Here is a 24,204-nt window from a genome sequence, read left to right as displayed (position 1 = left end):
TTCAACCGCGCGAAAGTTTGGCGCGCTGCATGCGATTGCGCGACGCGCGCACGCGGCTGCCGATGTTCATGGCTTCGAGCGCCGCCAGCGTGCTCAGTTCATGCACGTCTTGCCGTGCGGTTCCGCCGGGAAGAAAGAGCGTCGGGGCGGGATCAACCCAAATCTTCAACTGATCATCCTGCCGCAGCAGCAGATGGGCGCGCGCCGTCGCCAGCGGTTCAGCATAGCGCGCGGGCCGCAAACTCATGCCGCGAATCGCCAGAGCCGTATGCCATGACGTCAGGCCTTCCGTTTCTCCGAATCCGCCCAGCGCGTGCTGTTGCGCGGCAATCCAATCGAGTGCTCGTTCCACCAACGCCCGTTGTCCGCCGAACGCGTCCAACGCTTCGGCCGCCAGCATCGTCGAGCCAATTCTTGATTTCAAACTGGACGCGGCAAAGGAGCCGTTCGCCATTTGCTTCGCGCGAATGTACTGCGCGCCACGCTGCATCCCGCGGATCGCAAACGATTCACCGCACTCCGTCAGCGCCAGGAGCGCCAGACTGGTTGCATCAAGGCTGCCCGGCGCGCGCAGACCGCGCCGCAGCCACGCCATTGGCTTCGGCAATACAGCCCAACTGCCGTCAGCTTGCTGCACGCTCAACAAAAACTCAGCGGCGCGGCGGCGTGCCCAACGTGTATCGAGTGGGTCGTCGCCGAACAGCGCCAGAGCATCGAGCGCCTGCGCGGTGGTAATCACATCCACACTCTGTCCGCTGCCCACGCTCCAGCCGCCCGATTGATCCTGCTGCTGCAAGAGCACCAGTGCTGAACCGGCCAGCTCCTGCGATTCACCGCCGGCCAACAGCAGCGAGCGCAAGGTCACCGCATGCAGCATCGTCGAGATATCGCAGCCTGATTGAATCAGATCGTTGCCGTCCCACTGCTGCAGCACACGCATGAACCGGTAGCCGCGTTCAAAAATCGCGTCGCTTGCCGGCAGGCCGGCCTGCCGCAGCGCTGCCAGCGCCAACGCCGTCGCGCGTACGTCGCCTTCCCACGAACCGTCGGCCAATTGCGTCCGCACCAGTTTCGCGGTACGCGCGCGATCCGCTCCGGGTTCGTTGAGCAACACGTGCGCCGCTAACTTGCGCGTGGGCGCTTCGTGCCGCAAATTCCAATCGAGCGCGGCGTGCAACACCGGCTTGACGAGGGACCGGTAGCGCAGCGGCGCGCCCAGCCCGGTCGTGAAACCCAATAACAGCAGCGTCTCCGCGCGCAAGCGGCGCTTGCGCGGATGCTCTTCCAACCAGGCGACCGCTTTGTTGAGCGCAGGCCGAACTTCCGGCCGTTGTGTCTGCGACAGCGCCTGCACTATCTCCAGAGTCGCCGACACATCGTGGTTCCAACTGCCGTCCGCAAGCTGCTCGCTCAGGATCGGTCGGCACAATGGGGCCACGTCATCATTGGGCAGCCGTCCCAGCAGGTGCCCCATCAATAAGGCGAGCGCGTTTAGCTCAGCACACGGGCGGACGGCGACCGGCCACACCGGCGTCCCCGCTTCGGAGCGTTGCAACATCCGCGCGCGCAGTTGCGCCAGTTGATTAGGACTCAGGGTAGCCAAGCTTCTTTTCGTCGCGCTTCTTACTGAAAAAGGAGGAGAGTAGGTCGGCGCATTCGTGCTGACGCACGTTGCGGACGAGGTGCGCACGGTGGTTTAACCGCGGATCTGAGAGCAGACTGTAGAGGGTATCGCACGCGCCCGTTTTGGGGTCACTCGTGCCATAGACGACGTAGGGAATACGCGCCAGCACGATTGCTCCGGCGCACATAGCGCAGGGCTCGAGCGTGACGTAGAGGGTACAATCCAATAAACGGCGGCTGCCGAGTGCTTCAGCCGCCGCCGTTATGGCAATCATCTCCGCATGTGCGGTCGGGTCCTGCAAACTTTCCGTGAGATTATGACCCCGCCCGATCACAATCCCGTGATGCACGATTACACAGCCGATGGGGACTTCATCTTTGTCAGCGGCCAGCTTGGCTTCTGCCAGCGCCGCACCCATCCACCGCTCGTGATCCGGCTTCCCGAAGGACTCTAGGATGCTATTCATCGCCGAAACGGGATTCCGGCACCCCATTCATCCTTCATCATTCCGCCTTCATCATTCGGATTGGTACGCCCGTAGGGATTCGAACCCCAAACCTTCTGGTCCGTAGCCAGACGCTCTATCCAGTTGAGCTACGGGCGCATGTGATAAGTCGTGGCGGGCATTGGCACTGGCCCCGCACTCCTATCCACCCCTCGACTCCTTGAAAAAACAAGCACTTCCAAAAAGTCGTAGATGAACCCAAGTATATGAATTTTGAGCACTAAAGTCAAGCCGGGGGTAGGGCAGGAAATCTGGGCCGTAGGCGCTGCTCCGGCAACCACCGCGTTGTGAGACTTCAACCCACCCACCGGGGGGCACTATTCTATCTTCTGACCTTTCAATAACCTGCATCCCGGCCCGCCGCTTGCCTTCTTCCATCTGGCATGATGATGAAAACGACTGCACACGATGAAGACGCGAGCGCACGATGGCTATTCAATTCCCTCGCCCGGATGCCGGGTCGGTTCGGCCCGGTTTCCGGCGCGAGATTTGGTCGCAGCCCGACGGCCATAGCACCGCCGAGCTTTATGACGAGATGTTCCGTCGCCGCGCCCAGGACTATCCTGAAGCGCTGACCCTCGATTTTTGGACCAATCATCCCGTCACCGAGGCGGTACGCCGCCGTGGAGTGACTGGTCAGCGCCTGCTCGATTGCGGCTGCGGCACCGGTGAGATCAGCATTCACCTCGCGCGTGCTGGCGCCCAAGTCACGGCCTACGACCTCTCGCCTGTCGCCTTAGCGGTCGCACGGCGGCATTTGGCGCAAGAACCTGCGTCTGTCCGCGCGGCATTGTATTTCGTCGAGGGCCGTGAGGGGCCGTTGCCATTCGAGTCACACTCCTTCGATACAATCCTCCTGTCGCATGTGCTCGAACATGTCGCGCATCCGGGGCCGTTGCTCAAGGACTTGGCGCGGCTGCTCTGTCCCGGCGGATCGCTCCTCATCTTTACGCCGCGCGAGCGGTTCTACGATGACCCCACTCATGTTCATCACTTCACCCGCGATGCACTTGCCGAGCTTCTGAACAACTACTTCGAACACGTGACTGCAACCGGAATTGACGATGACAGGCAGTTGTTCGCAGTCTGCTCCAATTCTACAGCGCGCGACTATCCCCGCATGATCTGCCAAATGCGCATCAAGAACGAAGAGCGCTGGCTAAACGACGTGCTCGACCAAATTGCGCTGGTCGCGGACGGCGTCGTTATTCTCGACGACGGTTCTACCGACAACACGCCCGCGCTTTGCGCGGCGCATCCGGCCGTAATCGAGTACGCCTATCAGGCCGGCGCCTCGCTCGATGAAGCCCGCGACAAGAACCTCCTACTGCAAATGGCCATGCGGCACAGGCCCGATTGGCTATTGTGCATGGATGGTGATGAACTCCTCGAAGACGGCGCTGCACCGCGTATTTACGATGCCATTCGTCACTGTCCGGCTCACGTTTCGACGCTCGACGTGCAGTTCCTCTACATGTGGGACGACCTTGATCACTATCGAAGCGACGGCATCTACGGCCGCATCTTTCACCATCGCCTGTTCACCTTGACGGCGCAGGCGGTGGAACGACTCGCCTTCAAATCGTCGCGGCATGGCGGCAATTTGCATTGCGAGAGCGTCCCGGCAAATCTGTTCGGCGAATCGAGGGAGATAGATATTCGCATTAAGCACCTCGGCTATATGCACCGTTCCGACCGACTCCGTAAATACGAATGGTACTGCCAGAAAGACCCCGCGCACGCTGCTCAAGGCTATTACGAACACCTACTCGATCAGCCCGGCATGATCATTGAAAAGTGGCGCGAACGGCCTGAATGCCGGTCTTTGCCCGGCCCGCAGACCACGACCACCCGGCGCCAGATTATGGCCATTTGGGCCTGATCCAATCGAATAGACTCCGCTACGTACCGTTGATTTTCCCGCAGCCCTTGACAATCCGTCAGGGGCTTTGTATATTACCACTACGTTAATTAACCAGTATGTTAATCAAAATGCCATGCAAGATCGTCTAAGTAAAACATTTTCAGCACTCTCCGATCCTACTCGCCGAGCGATTCTGGCTCGCCTGTCCGCTGGTGAGACCTCTGTCAGCGAGCTTGCCAAGCCCTTTCAGATGACCGCGCCGGCCGTCACCCGCCACCTTAAGGTGCTGGAAAGGGCCGGGCTCATCTCGCGCACACGGCACGCCCAGTGGCGGCCCGCCAGACTCGAGGCGTTGCCCTTGAAAGAGGCCTTGGACTGGATCGAGCAATACCGCCAGCAATGGGAAGAACGCTTCGACCGTTTAGATCAGTATCTGCAAATGCTGCAGGCTAAAGGAGAACAGGAATGAAGAAACTCGAATTGAGTTTCCCCTCGGATACAGAAATCCGTTTTGTGCGCTATTTCGATGCGCCGCGCGACCTGGTGTGGAGAGGTTGGACCGAGGCTGCGCACCTCGAGCAGTGGATGACCGGTCCCGACGGTTGGACCATGGAAGTAGTCAAGAACGAGCTGCGGCCGGGCGGCGCGTGGGAATATGTCTGGCGGCGTTCCAACGGCACCGAAATGCGCATGCACGGGGTTCACCAGGAAGTCGTCGCTCCTGAAAAACTTGTGTCCACGGAGAATTGGGGCGATCCTTGGCCCGAGTCGATCAACCATCTTCTGCTCACCGAAGAGCAGGGTCGCACGCGGATGACGCTGACCATCAGCTACATCAGCAAGCAGGCCCGCGACAACGCCGCGCAGACCGGCATGGCCGATGGTATGGAACCGAGCTTTGCCCGCCTCGACGAATTGCTGATTCGTGCATGAAGGCCGACGTAGACAAATATCTCGCCGCACTGCCCCCGGAGCAACGCGCTGTCCTGGCAAAGCTGCGTGCGACGATCCTCTCTGTTGCCAAGGACGCCGAAGAGAAAATATCTTACGGCATGCCCACTGTCTGCTACCACGGCAACCTCGTGCACTATGCGGCGTTTAAGAATCACATGAGTCTCTTCGGCGCCAGCGCTTTCGTGACGCAAGAGCTGAAAGAAAAGCTGGCGAACTTCAAGACTTCCAAAGGCACCATTCAATTCACGGTCGAGAAGCCCCTGCCGGTGACGCTTGTCAAGGCAATTGTTAAGTCACGCATAAAAGAGAACGAAGCGCTGGAAGCAGAGCGCAAACTGAAGAAAAGGGGAGCAGCGAAATGAGTACGGCATTGGAGAAGATGCAGGTCGAGGTCAAAGACCGCGAGCTTGTCTTTACGCGCATGTTTGATGCGCCACGCCAGATGGTGTGGGATGCCTTCACGAAAGTGGAGCACCTGGTAAACTGGTGGGGCCCGCATAATTTCACGAATAAAGACTGCACGGTGGATTTGCGTGTTGGCGGCAGAATGGAAATCACCATGGTCGGCATGGGCGGCGAATATCCCTGCCTTTTCATTTTCGAGGAGATTGTTCCGATTGAAAAGATCGTTTGGCTCGACAAAGTTGTTGAAGGCGACTTCTGGGGCCCCGCTGGACCTCCGCCGAACACGCTCATGACTTTGCTGCTTGAAGATCATGGATCAAGAACGAAGATGATCTCAATTTCGAAATTCGACGATAACGCGGGCCGCGACAAAATTCTCGCAATGCAGGCCGCCGAAGGCTGGGCTCAGAGCTTCGAACGTTTGGACGCGCTGCTCGCGGCCGTTTAGGAGTGTTTCACCACGCTCTCAAGTACGAACGGCGCCGCAAGGCGCCGTTTGTATATGACGAGACGCCTGTCCCGCCGACTCTTTCCAAGCTCGGTCGCTGTGCGAAAAAGCCTTCACACTGCCGCTACTCGAAATTGTGTTTAAGACTAATTTTGTCAACTTTGCGTCATGCCTCTCTTTGTGATATTATTCACAACAACATCGTTGTTTGGTGGAGGTTAGTCCGTGAATTCACGCATCTTAATGAAAGTGACACAGCGACACATTTAGAAAGTATGGACAACTTTGCGATTTGATTCTGGGCAATCATCACCTTATCTTGCCATAGAGAAGTTGATACACAGCTTCCGCACATATATTAGGGATGGTCTTTATGGGGACTGATCGCCTCTTTTCGCTCTGTTTGCTAGTTTCAAGCCTGATCGCACTGACCTGTGTTGTCCCGTGCGGCGCACTTGAACTGACGTTGGACGCCACCCTCTGTCCCGGCGGCAATTCCACTCGCTTGGTCTGTGACATCAATGAGCATCGCCTTTATGTCACGTCGCCGCTGACGCACGAGATCTTCGTTTACGACGGAGCCGATGCGCTTGTCGAAACGATTGAACTCGACGGCGAACCGGGCGCAATCGCCCTCACCGGAAACGGCACACTGCTCGTCTCTGTGGGCCGCAGCGTGCGCGAATACACGACCTCAGGAGATGAACTCGTCACCTTTGGCTTCGTGGACGATTACTTCGTTGATCCGCACGATGTGGAGTGGGCGTCCGACGGCCGCGTATTCGTTGCCGATGATGACGACAGCATCAAAGTTTTCGACGCAACCGGGGCACCCGTCTCCAGCTTTGCCGGCTGGGGCTACATCAGCTCCCGCCTCGATGAGCCGGTGGCATTGGACTTCAACCCGGTCACTGGCGAACTGATTATCGCCGACCAAAACAACTATCGCCTCAAGGCCTTCAGCGCTGGGGGTGCGTTTCTGCGCGCTTGGGGCAGCGAACGCAACGAGTTTCAATTGCCGGGCAGCTACTTCCGCCCGTTCGGTTTGGACATTGATCCATCAGGCCGCATCTGGTCTCTGGAGATGATCGCCGACCTCGTTCAAGTCTACGACAACGGCGGAGCGTTTCTATATTCAGCCGACTTCGGTCCCTTGGCCATGCGCGGCGGCGTGGATCTGGCGGTGGACGGCGAGCGGCTGTATGTGAGCTCACCGGCCACCGGATGTGTTTATGTCTATACCATTATTGGCGGCGGACCACCACCTGCGGGCCAACCGTTCGATCTGACAATCTTGTGGACCGACGATGCAGCGCAACTCCATTGGCGCGCGCGGCCCGGCACCTCGGGTTATCGCATCGAGCGCTCCATTGAGTATGATTTCCCGCCGCTCTGGACTGATGAGATTGCCGCGACCACGGACACGTTCTACACCGACGATGTCAGCGAACTTCCCGGCGCGCAGTACTACTACCGCGTCTGGTCGGAACCGACGCTGCACCGGGCTTTTGATCGTACGGCTGACAACTCGCGCGCCGACTGGCCCTACCGCGAGGCGCTTGACCAACCTCACGACGCGCCGCATCATGGCACGCATGGCGTGGATTGTCATAGTTGCCACTTCCGCAGCCTCGACTATCCCGAACCCATGCCCGCGTGGTGGCGCAGTGATCACATCTGCAAAAGCTGTCACGTTGAGACCGGCTTTGCGATGGCGATTCAAACGCACTTGGGATCCGATACGCTGAGCTGTTCGATCTGTCACAATCCGCACTATCACGGCGAACAGTACGCGCGCTACTACATACGCGACGAAAATCCCGTCGGCGAAAGCGAACACATGCTGTTCAATCACGCCACGGATTTCATTCACGGTGCGCCCAACTATGACGGGATCTGCGAAATCTGCCATAACCAGACGGACTACTATCGCCGCGACGGCAGCGGCGCCGAGCACAACGTCGGCAGCAACTGCCTGACCTGCCACGCGCACGAAAACGGCTTCATGCCGACTGCAGAATAAGACCCGGGAAGAAAACAGGCTAATCCGCCTCAGACGCAAGCGGCCCCGACGAATATCGTCGGGGCCGCTTTGCCTCTATCCCGGAATTTCCGGATCGTTCACTTCAATAGGACGAGCTTTTGCAACATTCTGTTGTCGCCGGCTTCGAGCTGTCCGAAGTACACGCCGGATGCCAAGTTGTCGGCATGCCACACGAAGTCATGCCGCCCGGCGGCGCGCTCCCAGGCTGAGCAGTGTCACCCTCCTGACCGCGCAAATTGAACACGCGAAGGACCACGTCGCGGTCTGCGTCAGCTCAAAGCTTGATGGTGGTCACCGGATTAAACGGGTTCGGGTGGGCGGGCATCGCAAACTCGCGGACGGCGAGCGGCGGCGGATTCACGGCAATGCCGTCCAGCTCAACCCGCAACTTGTAACCGATCCGGCGGGCACGACATTCGCAAGCTGCGGGTGGGATTGCGGCGAGAGTATCTCGCCGTTTTCGAGGTGAATTTCGATGTCATACGCCTGCTGCGGTTCCACGGCGAAGTAGTTACTCATGCCGTTGATGCCCACGGCATCTTCCCCAAGCACGGTGGCGCACAGCACCGTTTCACTGCCATGCGGATAGAGTTCGACGCGGCGATGCCAGCCATACTCTTCGCCGTTCGGACCCGCCACACTGACTTCAAGCCGTCCCGCGCCGTTGGTCAGATTGCGATAGAGCAGCGGCGGCTGGTCATGAAGCATCAGGATAAGATCGAGATCCCCGTCGTCATCGAAGTCGGCGAAGCGCGGCAGGCCATCTTCCAGCGCGTCCAGCCCCCAGTCGCCTGCCATGTTAGTAAAACCACACATCCATACCCACAACGCTGTCGCAGCGCAGGAACTGATTTTCGGCCAGCATATAGCCGGTGCCGCCGGGGCAGACGACCATGAAATCGTAATCGCCGTCCAGATCAGGTCACCCGCCGCGTAGCGCGCGCCCCATGGGAACGGCATGCTTTCAAAATCCGCTTCCGCACCGTGCACGGTCGCGCCCTCAAAATACTCACCGTGGTGATTCAGCCAGACGGCATGCGTGCCGTTGCCCGGCGCGACCAGATCGGGGTACTTGTCGTTGTTCATGTCCACGAACACGCAGCCCGCGCGGGCCGCACTGCCCAAGAGACCAACCTCTTCGGTCACGTCGGCAAAGACGCCGTCGCCGTCATTGCGGTAAAAATAGTCTTGACCGTAGATCCGCGGCATGAAAATATCCATGTCGTTATCGAGATCGTAGTCCGCCAGCGCGAACATCGCATTGTCCGTCGTCGGCGGCAGGTTGGCCTGCGCGGTGATATCCACGAACCGGACGCCGTTGTCGTTCCGGTACAGCTGCCAGTAGTTAATATACTGCACCATCAAGTCGAGCCAGTCATCGCCGTCGAGATCCAGCCAGAAATAATCGCGGACGCCGTTGGTGACGGTCAAACCGTAGGCCCTCCGCGCGTTCGACGAACTGCCCGCCCTCGTTGACCATGAACAGCAAGTTCGTGTGATAGCCGCCTAAGAACAAGTCAACGTCGCCGTCACGGTCGAAATCAACGGGAACAACGCTTTGAATGTCACTGTCGGTCGGCAGCCCGATTTCATCCAGGCGCGTGAATTGACCGGCCTCATTCAGATAGAGTTCAACGGCATTGTTATAGCGTATCGTCCGTAACAAGTCCAGATCGCCATCGCCCTCGAAATCGAACCAGCGCGGGCAGCCCGCCTGGCCCGGCTCCGTCAGCCCCACCTGCGCACCGATCTCTTCGAAGGGACTCTGCGCCCATGTCACGTTGCTCCAAGCCAGTGCGCACCAACAAACAGCCAAACAGATGTTGCGACGCATGATGACACCTCCCCTGTGGCAGGGTTCGTTGGGTGTTCCGGGCATTCCGGCGGCTATTCCGCCAAGATACAGTCAACTTAACCCGCCGCGAGCGTGAGTGCAAGCCGCACGGCGGAAATCTCGCCTAAATGTGACGAATCTCACTCAGCCGCGTGGGTGACATCCTCCTGTAAACTGGCCATGGCCTGCAACCGCGAAACCCGGTCCTTGGTCGGCGGATGCGTCGAGAACATGGCACCTGACTGCCATCCATATATCGCAGCGGGTGAATAATGAAAAGATGCATCGTGGCACGATTCACCCACGGCAGCGGCGTGGTACTGACCGATTGCTCGATCTTGGAAAGCGCCGCCGCCAAACCGAGCGGATTGCGCGTTAGCCGCGCGCTGGTGGCATCGGCCAGATATTCCCGTTTGCGCGAAATCGTCGCCTGCATCAGGTAGGCAGCCAGCGGGGCCAGGATCGCGAGCACCAAACCAATGACCGCGAAGATCGCTTTGCCCGAGTCTTTGCTTGACGCCCGGCCCACTCGACCGCTGCCATACCATAGCGTGCGCCGGTAACCGTCCGCGATCAAGGCGATGGCGCCGACCATTGTTGCCACAATCATCATGTAGCGAATATCGAAATTCGCGACGTGTCCCATTTCGTGCGCAATCACGCCCTGCAGCTCGTCGCGATTGAGCTTCTCGAGGAGACCGCGCGTAACGGCCACGGCCGCATTGTCCGGCGACCACCCCGTCGCGAACGCGTTGAGGGCGAATGAGTCCACCACATAGACGCGCGGCATCGGCAGCCCGGCGGCGATCCGCATCTCGTCCACCACGTTGAAGAGCATCTGATCACTTTCCCACGTCGCTTCGCGCGCCCCGGTGAAGCCCAGAATGATATCGTCGCCGAGTGTGTACGTGATGACCATGCCGCCGACGGCCACGACCAGGCCGCCCAACAGTCCAAGATCGCCGCGCCCGTACTGTTCGCCAATCACCCAGCACATGCCAACCAGCAGGATCGGCAGTCCCAGAAACAGCAGAAACGATTTTCGCTTATTGGAGCGAATCTCAGCGGCAAAATCGCGGCGGTAATCGCTCACCGCAGGTCAACCTTCACATTCTGCTTCTCTTCTTCGGGAACCTGATAGTACTCTTCCTTCTTGAATCCCAGCGTAGCCGCAAACAGATTAGCTGGAAACAGCTCCTGCTTCGTGTTATAGGTCATCACTGAATCGTTGAAGTACTGCCGCGCAAAGGCGATCTTGTTTTCCGTCGAAGTCAGCTCTTCCTGCAGCTTCATCACGTTCTGGTTGGCCTTCAGGTCCGGGTAATTCTCAAACACCGCAAACATCTGCCGCAGCGCCCCGGTTAACTGGTTTTCAGCGGCGGATACCTGCGCCGGACCGCTGGCCGCCACTGCGGTATTGCGTGCCTTGATTACCTTCTCGAGCGTCTCTTGCTCATAGGACATGTAGTCCTTGACCACTTCAACGAGATTGGGAATCAGGTCGTGGCGGCGCTTGAGCTGCACGTCAATCTGCGACCAGGCCCCTTTGACCTGATTACGCAACGTGACCAACCCGTTGTAGAGCCCCATCACCCACAGCCCTACCACGGCAATGATACCTAAAAGAATTAGAAATACCATTCGTTTCTCCCTTGATTGTCAGTTTGGAATGTAGAAATTTACGTTATGGGGGTGAGACAAGCAACTGGTCATCGCAACTGAATTCGTAACTTGAATGTTAACTTTTCTTTAGCTTAAACGGGGGAGCAAAGCTATGCACAGGATCGGCATTGCGCTAGTCGCCTTGGTACTCCTGCTGGCAACCTCGGGGCACTGCGGCGATAGTTGGTGTATGTGGGTGACGGATCAGGCCGGTGACGGCAAGCTAACAGTGCGCGAGTTTGCTTTACCTTTCGACACAGACGCGATTTACGTGTCAAATGATGTGCAGGATATTGCACAGGTCTACGTCGAGATTGAGGATGGCACGACGGGGAGTTTTGCTGAACTCCCAACGCCTCAAGATGCGGCTGCTCGAGTACCATCATCTTCTCCTCGGTCAATCCGCTCCCGGCGGGCAGGCTGATTCGCTGCCGAGTCGCTATTGAACCCTGCATCGGCATTGCTGAACTGTCCGGCCAGGGACAGGTGAATTTCTTCTCGCCCGCCGAGCACGAATGCGGCCCCGTGTGAAGGAGCAAACTGAGATGCGCAAGGCCCTGCTCATAGTCATGCTTGCCTCTGCGTGCGCTGCACAGGCTACGGTCCGCTATGTCCCGGATGATTTTCCCGATCTGCAAGCGGCGCTCGACACTGCGTCATCGGGCGATACAGTGATCTGCCGACCGGGCACTTACAACGGTTCGTTCGTCATTCCGCCGATCCATATAACACTCGGAAGTGAGTACGTATTCACCGCCGACACAGCACTCATTTCGACCACGGTCATCCAGCCCGGCGCAGAGGATCCCGAGCGGCGTTGCCTGACAGCGGACTCGGCGGCTTCGCGTGACACATCTTTGACCATCGTGGGCCTGACCGTTACTCTTGGCCGGGCGACGGCAGATAATGTCACGGAAAAGAGGGCGGTGGCCTATTCGTTCAACGCCGCAACGTCGAATTGCGGGATTGCATTTTCAGCACAAACCGCGGATTTTACGGCGGCGCGATCTACGCCGAGAACTGCTCCTAAAGGTTGATCGCTGTGAGTTTCTTGACAATGACTCACCCGACAATGGCCGCAATCTGTGCTCGATCCGCAGCGACGTCGTTTTTGAATCCTGTGACTTTGGCTTTCACGGCGGAGAGTTCAGCGGTTGGGGCAGCCGGAGCTCGATCGGCGCATCCAGCGGCGAACTCGAGCTCCGCGACTGCCGGATCCATGATGTCGGTCACGGTGGCCAGGCCTGCGCCTTCATTGACCACGCGTTGGGCGGCAGCGGTCCGTGGGAAATTCGCATTTTCGGCTGCGCGTTCACCAATAACCGTCTCATTCAACTCTACTCGTCAACGGGAAGTGCCGCCAACACATTTGTTCTGGATTCGTGCGTGTTCGCGGACAATGAAATCGGTTTCGGAGTGTTTCGCGGCTGGGAGCATTCCGGCATGGCGCGCGCCACGCTGACTCGCAATTGGTTTGAGAATAATGTCCCCATTCCCAACTATGGGATGCAAGGTTTGATCGTCTTGGACCTTATTCCGTCCCGGTGCGTCGTTGAGGAAAACTACTTCGACTCGAACCAAGGATATGACTTCGCCTGTGTCGGCATTTCAAATGCCGGACATCCACAGTATCGCCGCGTGTGGCGAAACTACTTTGTCAACAACAGCAGCACACCAGAGGTGGATGGCGGCAGCAAGACTGTGGCGCTCTCGCAGGTGTTCCCCGGCGTGATCGAGTACAACGCCTTCATTGGTAATCAAGGTGTGGCCGTATACACCTCACCATGGTCCGACTCGACGGGGTACGCGTTAAACAACTATTGGGGCAGCACAAGCGGCCCCTTCGAAGCGCTTAGAAACCCGCAGGGCCAAGGGGACACAGCCGATTCCCGAACAAGGTTCGATCCGTGGCTGGAAAGCGAAGGGGGCATTCCCGACACGACCATCCTGCCTAACGCCGCAGATGACTGGCATTGGCCGGTGCCCTCTACGTGGTACATTGCGAACGTCTACCCGAATCCGTTCAATTCCCAATTCCACGTTGAACTGCAGGGCATGGCCGGCGCAGGTTTTGAGATTCGTCTGTTTGATCTGCTTGGTCGCGAGGTAGCACTCCTGCATGCGGGCCGTACGTTGCCCGGCAACTTGTCCTTCAACGCGCCCGCCGGACTTGGCGCAGGGGTGTATTTCCTTCGGGCGCAGGATCGCTACTACGGCGAGACGAAAAAAGTTCTGTATTTGAAGTAGAGCTCCGATGTGCGTGACATCCGCAGTGCGTTGCCCTCAACGCCGCAGTGGGAACAAAGTGAACGGAGGATCGCCTTGAAGATCGCCATTATCGGCAAAGGAATGTGGCTAACCCCTCGGCCAGCGTTGGAACGACGGCGCGCACGAGGTGATGTTCGGAGTGCGGCGGCCGGATCAGCACGAGCCGCCCGTCCCGTCGGAGCGCAAAACAATTCGCATCGCCGCGTTGGACGTTGCACTCGATTGGGGCGAGCTGATCGTCCCAGCCCTGCCCTACGAAGCCGCGCTCGAGCTGCTGCGCACCGCCGGGCCGCTGTCCGAGAAGGTCATCGTGGACGCCACAAATCCGCTCGCGCCGGGCCTTACCGGGCTATCTGCTCCCGCCCGGCTCGTCCGGTGCCGAGGAATTACAGAAGCTGCAGCCGCACGCGCATGTGATCACGTTCTTCAACACGCCCGGCTAGAACAACAGCCTCCAGCCGCAATATGGTGCGCACGATGCCACGATGCTCCTGTGCGGCAGCGATGCGGTGGCCAAAGTCTCGGTCAAACTGCTCGCCGAAGAGCTGGGCTTCGCTCCGGTGGATGCCGGACCGCTGCACATGGCCCATCACCTCGAATCGCTGGCCTATCTCTGGATCAAACTCGCGCTATCGCAGGGCCACGGCCGGGAGATCGCCTTTATCCTGCACAGCCGCTAAAATTCCCCAGGTCTTCCCGAGGGCAACAGGGGTAATCACCCAAGCAGTCTCTCTAACAGCAAGCCCCGCGATTTCTCGCGGGGCTTGCTGTTTCCGGCTTTCCCCCGTTCATCGGGGAATCAGAAGGGGCCCTCCCTTACTTTACCAAATTCTCCGGATTCATCGCCAGGAACGCTTCGTGGACGAACTTGCCGTCCTTGCGAATCAACTGACCGTCGAACCAAATCTCGCCGCCGCCCTTCTCGGGGCGCTGCATGCACACGAGGTCCCAGTGAATCTGGCTGCGGTTGCCGTTGTCAGCTTCCTTTTCGTAGGCCTGGCCCGGCGTGAAGTGGAACGAACCGGCGATCTTCTCATCAAAGAGAATATCGTCCATCGGTTCGAGCACATACGGATGGAAACCCAGCGCGAACTCGCCGACGTAGCGCGAGCCTTCATCGGTGTCGAAGATCTCATTAATGCGCTTGGTGTCGTTCGAGGTGGCATTGACGATCTTGCCGTCCTTAAACTCCAGCACGACATTTTCGAATGTGAATCCGCGGTAGGTCGAGGGCGAATTGTAGCTGATCTTGCCATTGACCGAGGTGCGCACCGGCGCGGTGAAGATCTCCAGATCGGGAATATTGAAACTTCCGCCGCACGGCACCGCCGGAATACCTTTGATCGAGAACTGCAAGTCCGTGCCCGGGCCCTTGATGTGGACCTTGTCGGTCTTTTCCATGAAAGCCTTGGCCGGAACCATCGCGTCGCTGGCCTTTTTCCAATCCACGTCACAGCAGACGCGGTAGAAAAAGTCTTCCGAAGGCCTCGTGGCTCATGCGCGCCATCTGCGCCATCTGCGGCGACGGGTATTTCAGAATTACCCAGCGCGTGTTCTCAACGCGTTGTTTGAGATGCACGGGCTTGAGCCAGTGCTTCTCATAGAGCGACATCTGATCGCCGGGAACGTCAATCAACTCTTTGGAGTTGAAAATACCCCGCACAGCGATGTAGCAATCCATCTGCTTCATGCGGTAGAGCTCCGCGTCAGCGATGAGCTTCATACGCTCTTCGGTGGCGTTGCGCATCAGGGTCCGCATGACCGATTGATGCTTATATTCCAGCACGGGCAAACCGCCCGCGTCGCAGATGGTCTGCACCAGCACCGACACGAATTCCGGCGGTGTGTCGGAGCACTCGACGAGGACCTTGTCGCCGGGCTTAACGCGGGTCGAGTGCTTGACCAGCACATCGGCCAATTTCTTGTGACGAGGATCGAACATGTCAGCCTTTCAAAGTTAGAATAACTCTCCCGCCCTCCAGGACCAGAAAATACACAAATTACGGCAGTATTTCAACTTTTTGCCCCGCGCCCTGCCTTGCAAACCTGCCGGAAAAACCTTACATTCTCAAGCTCTCGACCAGAATAAAATGACAACTTCCAATAACTTAGACGCCACAACCGCGCCGCCATTAGCGCACCCCGGGCATGCCCAAAACCGCCAATGGTGGGATGAAGTGACTCCGGTTCACGCCCGCAGCGAAATGTACGACGTGGCGGGCTTTCTGGCCGGAAAACCCGCGCTTGACCGATTGGAGTCGGACTGGCTGGGAGAGGTTGCAGGTCGGCGCGTGCTCCACTTGCAGTGCCACTTTGGGAAATCCACGATTGAGCTGGCCCGCCGGGGTGCGGCGGCCGTCGTCGGCGTGGACTTTTCACCGGTCGCTCTTGCCACGGCCCGCGACTTGGCGCAGAAAGCCGGGCTGGCCGACCGCGTGACATTTATCGAGAGCGATGTCCTGCTGCTCGACAATGTTCTGCACGAGCAGTTCGACATCATCTTCACCAGCTACGGCGTCCTCGGCTGGCTATCCGACCTGTACCGTTGGGGTGAAGTCGTCGCCAAACTCCTCAAACCTGGCGGTCGCTTCGTGATCGTTGAAATTCACCCGACGCTCATGATGCTCGATTGGGAGGATGGAAAATTCACTGTGAAATACGGGTACTTCCACTGTGCCGACGGTCTGGAACTGCCGCCGATGCCCGACTACGCGGACAACAGCTACGTGCCGCAGGCGCAGACGCGCGAGTGGCAGTGGAGTCCGCCGATGTCTTTCGCAGTTTGAAGCGCGCCGGGCTCGCGGTACATAATTTTGAAGAGTATCCGCTACTCTGTTACAAACCCTATCCGCATTTGGTTGAGGCCGGCCCCGACATGTACCGCCTCCCCGACGGCGACCCGGAAATCCCCCTGACGTTCGCTTTAGACGCCTCGCGCTGAAGTCTGACCACTGACTTCATATCCCCCTCCCCCCCATGAACCCCTATCTCCTACTCGCCATGCAGGGCGGCGGTGCCTACGGCTCCTATCAGGCCGGGATGCTCGCCGAGTACTTTGAGCGCGGCGGCCAGCCTTACAACGGCGGGTACGGCGTCTCCGTGGGCGGATTGAATGTCGCGCAGCTCTTCGGCACCTCCGATGGCTCTTTGGAAACCAGTAAGATCGCGCAGGCACCCAACGCCGCGCGGCTGGCGACGCTGTGGGAGTCGGAAATCTCGGCCAACGCCTCGGTCTACATTCCTCATGCGGCTACCGGTGCGCTGACCGTCAGCGTGCGAAAGCTGTTGGGCAAGAACCTGCACGGCGACTTGGCGGTGGCCATGCTGCGCAAGCAGGCCTCGGTCTACGATACCTCGCCGCTGCGCAAACTGCTGCACAAACACCTCGGCCACAAGAAATGGCCCGACAATGTCTGCGTCGGCGCGGTACAGTTGCAGACTGGCGAGTTTACGGAGATGGCGCTGAATGCCCCGCCGCGCGGCAGGAGTGCGGTGGATGCGGTCATGGCCTCGGCGGCGATTCCGATTGTCTTTCCGCCGATTTTCTATTTCGTGGACGGCGGCGTGACTGATGTGACGCCGTTGCGCCGCGTATTTAAACAGTTCAACGAGCAGCGCAAAGCCCGCGCGGAGCGCATGCTGTCGCCGCAGCCGCTTGAATTGCATATCCTGCGTGCGTCGGCTTTCCCGCGCCCGATGCCGGGCCGTTTGAGCGCGTCGTGAGTGTGCTTGAGCGGACGTTGACGCTGTTTGTGGACAACACGGACCGCGAAGACTACGAGCGCGCTGTGTTAATCAACGATATTCTCGGCCGACTCAACCGATCCTGTGTATCCACGAGTCCTGAGATTGCTTCCGCGTTCCAGGATTACAAAGAGCGCTATTCGCTGGTGGACGCCTATGTCATCGGCCCGAGCAAGTCCGAGATGGGCCAATTCTCCGACAGCGCGCGCACCTTCGACAAAGACGCCGTCAAATCCGGTCTGAAACTCGGCCGCCGTCGCATGGCCGACTTCCTGAAGAACAAGGACGACTATCTCTTAGAAGTCGTCCACTTCAACGACGACGTGCCGAAGCTGGGAAGATAAGCATAGATGCAAAACGTCTGGTTTTTCCAAGCCAACCCCGACACGTATGATGTCGACCAGTATCTCGCGGACTGCGACTACATCTATTGGAGCGTAAAGATTGGCAAACATGTCCGCGAAATTCGAATTGGAGACGAGGCATACCTTTGGCGTGCTCGGGGCAAGACTGGTGGGCCGCGTGGAATACTTGCTCGGTGCATAGTCGCGGAGTTACCCAAAACTGAGAACTTCGACCATCCTGTCAGCTTTGGCAAAGAGTACTGGCTCGACAACAGTTATAGCGCAGACTTCCATACTGGACTGCGTGTAGTTCAGTTTGCGCCGCGTGGTGCCGTGCTTATTGACGAGATGGTTCTAAGTACGCATCCCGTCTTATGCAATCTTCTCGCGATACGGCAAAAGACAGGGACTTCCTTCCGGGAAGATGATGCCAACATAGCTAAAGAGTTGCGCAACCTCTGGAATTTGCAAGACTCCTTATCGGACCCAAACCTTGAGTTCCAAGCAAAGGAAGGAACGCAGAAGCTGCGAAGCCACCTTTACTACGAGCGGGATGCGCGTCTCGTCAAAGAAAAGAAGAGACAGTTTGAGGCGAAACACTCGCGACTCTTTTGTGAGATTTGTGGTTTCGATTTCCATACCATTTACGGCGATATTGGCCGTGGATTCATTGAGGTACATCACCTGAATCCCATTTCTACTGGTGAGGTGCGAGTCACGACAGTATCCGACTTGTTGTGTGTTTGTTCAAACTGCCACAACATGCTGCACAAGGCGGGTAACATGGAGGAGAACCTGACCTCACTGAAAGAGCAGTTTTCCAAAGGCGTCACGCCCCCGAATTTGCCCAAAGGCTAAGCGTTTCAGATTCCGGCGGGGAACCGCACGAACGCACTAAATCCCCGCTCGGCGCACCAACGTCCGCTTTTCAAATTTCCAATTTCTAATTTCAATTCTTCGCATGCCCCCAGTCTATCTCGTTGACGCCCTCCGCACGCCGGTTGGCAAACACAATGGAATCCTGAAATCAGTCCGGCCCGACGACATGGCCGCGCTGGTACTGAAAAAGATCGCCGAACGCAACCGGCTCGATCCCGGTTTGATTGACGAAGTCTATCTGGGCTGCGCGAATCAAGCCGGCGAAGACAATCGCAACGTCGCGCGCATGGCCGTGCTGCTGGCGGGCTTTCCGCACTCCGTACCCGCCGTGACGATCAACCGTCTATGCGCATCGGGGCTGGAAGCCGCAGCATGCGCTTATCGTGCCATTGCATCCGGTGAAGGACATTGCTACATTGCAGGGGGAGTGGAGTCCATGACCCGTGCACCGTTCTCCGTGCCCAAGCTCGACAACGGCTTCGCCTTCGGTAATCTCACGGCCTGGGACACAACGCTCGGCTGGCGCTACCCGAATCCCGCGCTCAAAGAGCTGTTCCCACTCGAGAGCATGGGCGAGACGGCCGAGAATATTTACGAGAAGTGGAACATCGCGCGCGAACTTCAGGACCAATTCGCGCTCGAATCGCATCAGAAAGCCGTCACCGCACACGAACGCGGTCTGTTCAAGGACGAAATTATTCCGGTGGAGATCCCGCAAAGGAAGGGTGATCCACTCGTGCTCGACCGCGACGAAGGGCCGCGCGGTGATACCACGCTGGAAAAACTGGCCTCGCTGAAACCCGCGTTCCGCAAGGGCGGCACGGTCACGGCGGGCAATTCATCGAGTTTGAACGACGGCGCCGCGGCGCTCTTAATCTGCTCCGAGCAGTTTGTCAAAGAACACAACCTCAAGCCGCTGGCCCGTATCGCGGGAACGGCGTCCGCCGGGGTTGATCCGCGCATCATGGGCATCGGCCCCGTCAATGCTGTCGAAAAGCTGCTCTCCCGCACGGGCCTGACACGCTTCGAAATCGGCCTATGGGAGATCAACGAGGCGTTCGCCGTGCAAGTCCTGGCCGTGGTGGCGGAACTGGATCCGCACATAGACCGTGTTAACCCCAAGGGCGGAGCCATTGCCATCGGCCACCCTCTGGGGATGTCCGGGGCGCGCATATTAGGCACCCTTGCACGCTCTATGCGGGACGCCGGTACCCGTTGGGGTGTCGCCAGTCTCTGTGTTGGGGTCGGACAGGGTCAGGCTATCTTATTGGAAAATCTAAATTAACTGGAGTGTGGCGAAATTGCAGAAAATACCGTAAGTTGGCATAATGTTCGCTTTGTGATAGACTTGCTTCGGGCCTGTGCCCGGGGACCGATGCTGAAAGAGGAGCGGTATCGGGGCGCGAACAACGTACTTTTCCCGTTTCACCCACTTCATGATTGTTAGCACCGCAAAAATTGCGGACCTACCTCAGCTGCTCGAGCTGATCGCCGAATACCAAGCTGACGGCGAAGAATTCGAAGCCCTCGCGGAAGACATCAACACAGAATATCTCCGTGAGATTCTGGAGAATGACCGGCTGGGCCATGTGATTATCGGCTATACGTCGAGCGGAGTGCCAGTCGGCTTTCTGCTCATGTACCTCACGCCCTCGACGCTCGAAGCGCAGCGCATCCCCACAATTCTCGATCTGTTCGTGCGGGTCAACCAGCGCGAGAAGGGTTTCGGGCGGCAGCTCTTCGACCATGCGATCCGCTGGGCGAAGAAGCACAAATACACGCACATTGACTGCACCGTCGAAACCATGAACATGGTCGCACAGTACCTCTTTGACTATTACAAGGCCGAATCCGCCGGCCGTGTGTACTACTCGATTGACCTTACCAAAGAATAGCCTTCCCGCCGTCCTTGCCGCCTTGCTTCTGATCAGTTCCCTGTGGGCGACACAGCCGGAACCGCGGAAGCATTTTGGCGCGACGCGCCCGCAACAGTCGCTCGTGCGCTGGCCCCATCAGGCGCTCGACTCGCTGTATTCCGCGCCCGGCCTGCCGCTGCCGATTGAGGACTTGCACATCACCGTGGCCACGATTATCGTGCCCGACTCGTACAATGTCGAGGACGTGGACGTGGGCATGACGCTCACGCATCCGTGGGTGCGCGACCTGACGATTTGGCTCGAACGCGACACCACGGTATTGGACAGCTTCTTCGTGCGGCGCGATACGCTCTGGGTCACCGACACGACGTGGCGCTGGGATTCAACCTGGCAGGACACGCTGATTCCCTCTGTGGCGCAAGCGCTATTGCTCGACCTCTTCCCCGGCGATGACATCGTCAACATGACGGACACGTGGTTTGACGATGAAGCCCGCGACAGCATCTACCATGGACTGCCGCCCTTCACGGGCGTCTATAAACCGTTGCGCAGTATGGACAGCTTGTTCGTAGGCCATAATGCGTACGGCGAGTGGCGCTTGGTCGTGCACGACAATTTCCTCGGCGATGAAGGTCTGCTCGAGGCCTTCCAGCTTGAAATTAACGGCGTCCAGGTTCTGCGCGGCACGATCACCAGCTCCACCTGCGGACTGCCGCTGGGCGGTGCGTCCGTCGTCGTGCAAGACCTCGCGCTGGTGGACACGATTGCACTGACTACGACCGCAGCCAACGGCACCTACGGCTTCACCCGCCTGGCGCCCGGCAGCTACGCGATGTTAGTCCGCGCCGCAACCTACGATTCGCTCTGGATTACCCCCGTCGTCGTGGATGGTGTCAATCCGACCGTCGTGGATGCGATCATGATCGCGGATTCGGGCACATGCGACGTTATCTACCCCGGCCCGGCCCGACCGATTGCCGATCAGGCGCGCGTTGAAGTCGAATTAAATGTGCCCCTCGCGCCGCCCATTATGGATTTGGATGTCACCGTCAACTGTGCGAGTTCGTGGATTACCGAACTGCGTTTCGCGTTGGTGCATCCGGCGGGCGATTCGATCACGCTGTTCAGCTTCGGCGACACGCTGCCGGATCGCGGCGATAACATGGTCAACTGCCGCTTCGATGACGAGGCCGCGCAATCCTATGCCGACGGCGAAGGTCCGTTCACCGGTTCGTTCCGGCCTTACGAAGCGCTGTCCCTGTTTGACAATCGTTCCCCGCAAGGGACGTGGACGTTCTCGGCTGATGACTACGGCGTGGGCGACACGGGCACGCTGCAGAACTTTACGCTGCACTTTGCGCTTCCGGTTGCCGCCGCTGAGCATGATGCCCTGTTACCTGAAGCCTTTGCCTTGCGTCCGGCGTATCCCAATCCGTTTAATCCCAGCACCGCGCTGACGCTCGATGTCGCGCAGACCGGGGACTACTCGCTCGAGGTCTTTGATGTGACCGGGCGTTTGGTCGCCACGCTGTATGACGGCAAGTTAAGCGGCGGCCGCCATGAGTTTCATTGGACGGCCCTCGAAGCCTCCAGCGGCGTGTACTTCGCCCGCGCACTCTCGGCCTCGCAACAGCAGACGATCAAACTCGTCTTATTGAAGTAAGGCGGGACCCGCCAAAACCGGTCGTCATGCCGAAGACCGTCGCGGGTTCGCCTGCATCATCAGAAACCTTTTTTTATCCTTACCCGCACCCCGGGCGGGCGGATTCCCACTAAGAAGAGAGACACACACATGCACAGATTGACAAAACTATTTGTTCTGGCGGCCTGCCTGCTGCTCATCGGCACGGCGTTCGCGAGCCAGGTGAAGGGCCCCGTCGCGGGTCTGATCGGCAAGAACGGCGTCATCGAGAGCCCGGCTTTCAGCGGTGCGTCAGACTACCAGCTTCCCGCGGTCGGCTCGCGCCGCCCCGGATCGCTCGACGAGATCATCATCTCGGAGGGCTTTGAAGCCTATGATACCGGCGATCTGCCGACCGGCTGGACGCAGGTGGACGTAGACAACGCGGCTTGCCCCGTTCCCGAGTTCGAGGGCTTCTCGCGCTGGATCGTCTTGAATCAGCAGGGCCAGGGCGGCTTGTGGCCTGCTCACACCGGCACCAAGTCCGTCGCGAATGCCTACAACAACGGCGCGGTGGCCAACAACGACTGGCTGATCCTGCCGCAGCAGAACCTCACGGGCACGATCACGCTGAACTACTGGGCGTCCACGCAAGACCCCATCTACCCGGAATCGTTCGAAGTGCGCGTTTCGACCACTGGCAATGCTCCGGCGAACTTCACGAACCTGGTGGCGACGCACTCCGGTGTGCCGCAGGCATGGACCGAGTACACGGAAGACCTTTCCGCCTTTGCGGGCGCGCCGTTCTACATTGCGTTCCACTACATTTCGGTGGACATGTTTGTCTTTAAGATTGACGACGTCGTGCTCGAAGGTACGGCTGGTGCTGTCGGCCACGTCGCTGGTCTCGTGCTCGACGACGTGTCGGGCGATCCGCTGGCTGGCGTGACCGTTTCGGGCGCGGGTGGCGGCGGAACGACCGATGCCTCGGGCAACTACGTCTTCAGTGCGCCTGCCGGAACCTATTCAATTACCTTCACCAAGGACGGCTACACGTCGCTGACCGTACCCAACATCACCGTTGTTGAAGGTGACACCGTCATGGTGGACGCCCTGTTGGCTCCTGAAGCTGAAACCAACGATGACTGTGACTCTCCGCTGGAAGTCACTGCCGGCGACTATGCCTTCTCGACGGCTGAAGCCACGGTAGACGCGAGCATCGCCGCACTGCCCGCTTCGTGCAACGAAGGCTTCGGCGTCGCCTTCGGTCCCGACATCTGGTTCCTTTACACGGCACCGGGTACAGGCGTGTTGGAAGTCTCGACCTGTGATCAGGCTGATTTTGATACCCGTATGGCCGTCTATTCCGACGGCACCGGCAGCGCTCCGGCCTGCCCGACGACGAACGACGATTTCCTCGGCTGCAACGATGATGGCGCTGGATGCGGTGGCTTTACGTCGCGTTTGACGTTCAATATCACGAGCGGCGTTTCCTACCTGATTCGCGTCGGCGGCTTCGGCACCGAAAGCGGAACCGGTACGGTTACCTTCACGGCCACGACCGATGCCAACGACGCGCCCGCTATTCCGTCCGCCTATGCGTTGCATCAGGCCTATCCGAATCCGTTCAACCCGAGCACGCAGATCAGCTTCGACGTGCCTGCGACGACGAACGCCACGTTGAAGGTCTTCAACTCGCTGGGCCAGGAAGTCGCCACGCTGCTCGACGGTCAAGTGACCGCCGGTGCGCACACGATGACCTTTGAAGCAAGCAGTCTCCCCAGCGGTCTCTACTTCGCGCAACTGCATGCAGGCAGCTTCGTCTCCACGCAGAAGCTCGTGTTGATGAAGTAATGGTCGCCAGGATACCTTCTTGAATATTGCACGACAAGCGGGCAGCCAAATGGCTGCCCGCTTTGCATTTGTGACCATGTCACACATTACATTTGACCCACCATGCCTCTGTGCTTTCCATGCGCAATCGTAAATTTTCGTGAAATCAATCACTTTGCTGTCTTGTCCTGATTTCACAAGTGCGAAACCTATTGCACAGGGGGTCACGCGTTAGTATATTAGTACCGTTGCCGGACGGCAACGATCAACAAAGCCTCCCTATCATCCGGTCTCCTCC

The 24,204-nt window shown here is 58.6% G+C and carries 24 protein-coding genes, 1 tRNA gene and 1 pseudogene; 18 read left to right on the top strand and 8 right to left on the bottom strand.

The annotated features are described in order from the left end of the window. Position 1: 1 nt before the first annotated feature. The 3 genes from IPH10_14360 to IPH10_14350 form a co-directional block, all read right to left on the bottom strand. Positions 2 to 1,603 carry a hypothetical protein gene (locus IPH10_14360; protein MBK6912089.1) on the bottom strand — a complete coding sequence of 534 codons (1,602 nt, stop codon included), beginning with the start codon at positions 1,601 to 1,603 and terminating at the stop codon, positions 2 to 4. Then, positions 1,584 to 2,090 (bottom strand): nucleoside deaminase, encoded by a 507-nt coding sequence (locus IPH10_14355; protein ID MBK6912088.1) that lies wholly within the window; start codon positions 2,088 to 2,090, stop codon positions 1,584 to 1,586. The genes IPH10_14360 and IPH10_14355 overlap by 20 nt, the downstream gene beginning before the upstream one ends. A 61-nt stretch (positions 2,091 to 2,151) precedes the next feature. After that, a tRNA-Arg gene (locus IPH10_14350) sits at positions 2,152 to 2,228 on the bottom strand. Positions 2,229 to 2,556: 328 nt separating this feature from the next. On the opposite strand from IPH10_14350, the gene IPH10_14345 reads away from it, so the two are divergent. The 6 genes from IPH10_14345 (at position 2,557) to IPH10_14320 (ending at position 7,823) form a co-directional block, all read left to right on the top strand. After that, entirely contained in the window at positions 2,557 to 4,011 is a 1,455-nt protein-coding gene (locus IPH10_14345) for a methyltransferase domain-containing protein (GenBank protein MBK6912087.1), read from the top strand. 115 nt (positions 4,012 to 4,126) lie between these two features. After that, positions 4,127 to 4,462, top strand: coding sequence for a winged helix-turn-helix transcriptional regulator (locus IPH10_14340; protein MBK6912086.1), 336 nt, complete (start codon positions 4,127 to 4,129; stop codon positions 4,460 to 4,462). Next, on the top strand, positions 4,459 to 4,926 hold the full coding sequence (locus tag IPH10_14335) for an SRPBCC family protein (GenBank protein MBK6912085.1): 468 nt from the start codon (positions 4,459 to 4,461) through the stop codon (positions 4,924 to 4,926). The genes IPH10_14340 and IPH10_14335 overlap by 4 nt, the downstream gene beginning before the upstream one ends. Then, complete coding sequence (locus tag IPH10_14330) at positions 4,923 to 5,309, top strand: DUF1801 domain-containing protein (GenBank protein ID MBK6912084.1); 387 nt, start codon at positions 4,923 to 4,925, stop codon at positions 5,307 to 5,309. The genes IPH10_14335 and IPH10_14330 overlap by 4 nt, the downstream gene beginning before the upstream one ends. Further along, complete coding sequence (locus IPH10_14325) at positions 5,306 to 5,800, top strand: SRPBCC domain-containing protein (protein ID MBK6912083.1); 495 nt, start codon at positions 5,306 to 5,308, stop codon at positions 5,798 to 5,800. Before IPH10_14330 ends, IPH10_14325 begins: the two co-directional genes overlap by 4 nt. A gap of 373 nt (positions 5,801 to 6,173) precedes the next feature. Beyond that, positions 6,174 to 7,823 (top strand): SMP-30/gluconolactonase/LRE family protein, encoded by a 1,650-nt coding sequence (locus IPH10_14320; GenBank protein MBK6912082.1) that lies wholly within the window; start codon positions 6,174 to 6,176, stop codon positions 7,821 to 7,823. Positions 7,824 to 8,201: 378 nt separating this feature from the next. On the opposite strand, the gene IPH10_14315 is transcribed toward IPH10_14320, so the two are convergent. From IPH10_14315 to IPH10_14300, 4 genes are all read right to left on the bottom strand, one after another. After that, complete coding sequence (locus tag IPH10_14315; GenBank protein MBK6912081.1) at positions 8,202 to 9,275, bottom strand: VCBS repeat-containing protein; 1,074 nt, start codon at positions 9,273 to 9,275, stop codon at positions 8,202 to 8,204. Further along, complete coding sequence (locus IPH10_14310) at positions 9,220 to 9,678, bottom strand: VCBS repeat-containing protein (protein ID MBK6912080.1); 459 nt, start codon at positions 9,676 to 9,678, stop codon at positions 9,220 to 9,222. The genes IPH10_14315 and IPH10_14310 overlap by 56 nt, the downstream gene beginning before the upstream one ends. Positions 9,679 to 9,802: 124 nt before the next feature. Continuing rightward, complete coding sequence (locus IPH10_14305) at positions 9,803 to 10,771, bottom strand: M48 family metallopeptidase (GenBank protein ID MBK6912079.1); 969 nt, start codon at positions 10,769 to 10,771, stop codon at positions 9,803 to 9,805. After that, a complete protein-coding gene (locus tag IPH10_14300) occupies positions 10,768 to 11,319 on the bottom strand; it encodes a LemA family protein (GenBank protein MBK6912078.1) in 552 nt (183 codons plus the stop codon). The genes IPH10_14305 and IPH10_14300 overlap by 4 nt, the downstream gene beginning before the upstream one ends. Before the next feature lie 566 nt (positions 11,320 to 11,885). Between IPH10_14300 and IPH10_14295 the strand changes: the two genes are divergently transcribed. From IPH10_14295 to IPH10_14285, 3 genes are all read left to right on the top strand, one after another. Next, a complete protein-coding gene (locus tag IPH10_14295) occupies positions 11,886 to 12,377 on the top strand; it encodes a hypothetical protein (protein ID MBK6912077.1) in 492 nt (163 codons plus the stop codon). Beyond that, the gene (locus IPH10_14290) at positions 12,307 to 13,587 is read left to right on the top strand and encodes a T9SS type A sorting domain-containing protein (GenBank protein MBK6912076.1); all 1,281 of its coding nucleotides are present in this window, start codon (positions 12,307 to 12,309) and stop codon (positions 13,585 to 13,587) included. The genes IPH10_14295 and IPH10_14290 overlap by 71 nt, the downstream gene beginning before the upstream one ends. A 506-nt stretch (positions 13,588 to 14,093) precedes the next feature. Beyond that, on the top strand, positions 14,094 to 14,288 hold the full coding sequence (locus IPH10_14285; protein ID MBK6912075.1) for a hypothetical protein: 195 nt from the start codon (positions 14,094 to 14,096) through the stop codon (positions 14,286 to 14,288). A gap of 136 nt (positions 14,289 to 14,424) precedes the next feature. On the opposite strand, the pseudogene IPH10_14280 reads toward IPH10_14285, so the two are convergent. Next, positions 14,425 to 15,550, bottom strand: a pseudogene (locus tag IPH10_14280) (aminopeptidase). A gap of 148 nt (positions 15,551 to 15,698) precedes the next feature. Between IPH10_14280 and IPH10_14275 the strand changes: the two are divergent. The 9 genes from IPH10_14275 (at position 15,699) to IPH10_14235 (ending at position 23,927) form a co-directional block, all read left to right on the top strand. Next, positions 15,699 to 16,394: a class I SAM-dependent methyltransferase gene (locus tag IPH10_14275; protein ID MBK6912074.1), complete on the top strand. Its 696-nt coding sequence runs from the start codon at positions 15,699 to 15,701 to the stop codon at positions 16,392 to 16,394. Further along, positions 16,358 to 16,549, top strand: coding sequence for a hypothetical protein (locus IPH10_14270; GenBank protein ID MBK6912073.1), 192 nt, complete (start codon positions 16,358 to 16,360; stop codon positions 16,547 to 16,549). The genes IPH10_14275 and IPH10_14270 overlap by 37 nt, the downstream gene beginning before the upstream one ends. Before the next feature lie 35 nt (positions 16,550 to 16,584). Further along, on the top strand, positions 16,585 to 17,331 hold the full coding sequence (locus IPH10_14265; GenBank protein ID MBK6912072.1) for a patatin-like phospholipase family protein: 747 nt from the start codon (positions 16,585 to 16,587) through the stop codon (positions 17,329 to 17,331). Then, positions 17,328 to 17,696, top strand: coding sequence for a hypothetical protein (locus tag IPH10_14260; protein ID MBK6912071.1), 369 nt, complete (start codon positions 17,328 to 17,330; stop codon positions 17,694 to 17,696). Before IPH10_14265 ends, IPH10_14260 begins: the two co-directional genes overlap by 4 nt. 6 nt (positions 17,697 to 17,702) lie before the next feature. Continuing rightward, entirely contained in the window at positions 17,703 to 18,554 is an 852-nt protein-coding gene (locus IPH10_14255) for an HNH endonuclease (GenBank protein MBK6912070.1), read from the top strand. Positions 18,555 to 18,657: 103 nt separating this feature from the next. Next, entirely contained in the window at positions 18,658 to 19,860 is a 1,203-nt protein-coding gene (locus IPH10_14250) for an acetyl-CoA C-acyltransferase (GenBank protein ID MBK6912069.1), read from the top strand. Between the two features lie 151 nt (positions 19,861 to 20,011). Next, positions 20,012 to 20,470, top strand: a complete 459-nt coding sequence (locus IPH10_14245; protein ID MBK6912068.1) for a GNAT family N-acetyltransferase — start codon at positions 20,012 to 20,014, stop codon at positions 20,468 to 20,470. Positions 20,471 to 20,492: 22 nt separating this feature from the next. Beyond that, the gene (locus IPH10_14240) at positions 20,493 to 22,115 is read left to right on the top strand and encodes a proprotein convertase P-domain-containing protein (protein ID MBK6912067.1); all 1,623 of its coding nucleotides are present in this window, start codon (positions 20,493 to 20,495) and stop codon (positions 22,113 to 22,115) included. 129 nt (positions 22,116 to 22,244) lie between these two features. Then, positions 22,245 to 23,927: a choice-of-anchor J domain-containing protein gene (locus IPH10_14235; protein MBK6912066.1), complete on the top strand. Its 1,683-nt coding sequence runs from the start codon at positions 22,245 to 22,247 to the stop codon at positions 23,925 to 23,927. Positions 23,928 to 24,204 lie beyond the last annotated feature (277 nt).

Source organism: bacterium (assembly GCA_016702305.1).
Classification (GTDB): Bacteria; Electryoneota; RPQS01; order RPQS01; family RPQS01; genus JABWCQ01.
The sequence above is the reverse complement of the archived record's forward strand: the minus strand, read 5'-3'. Positions and strand labels throughout refer to the sequence as shown.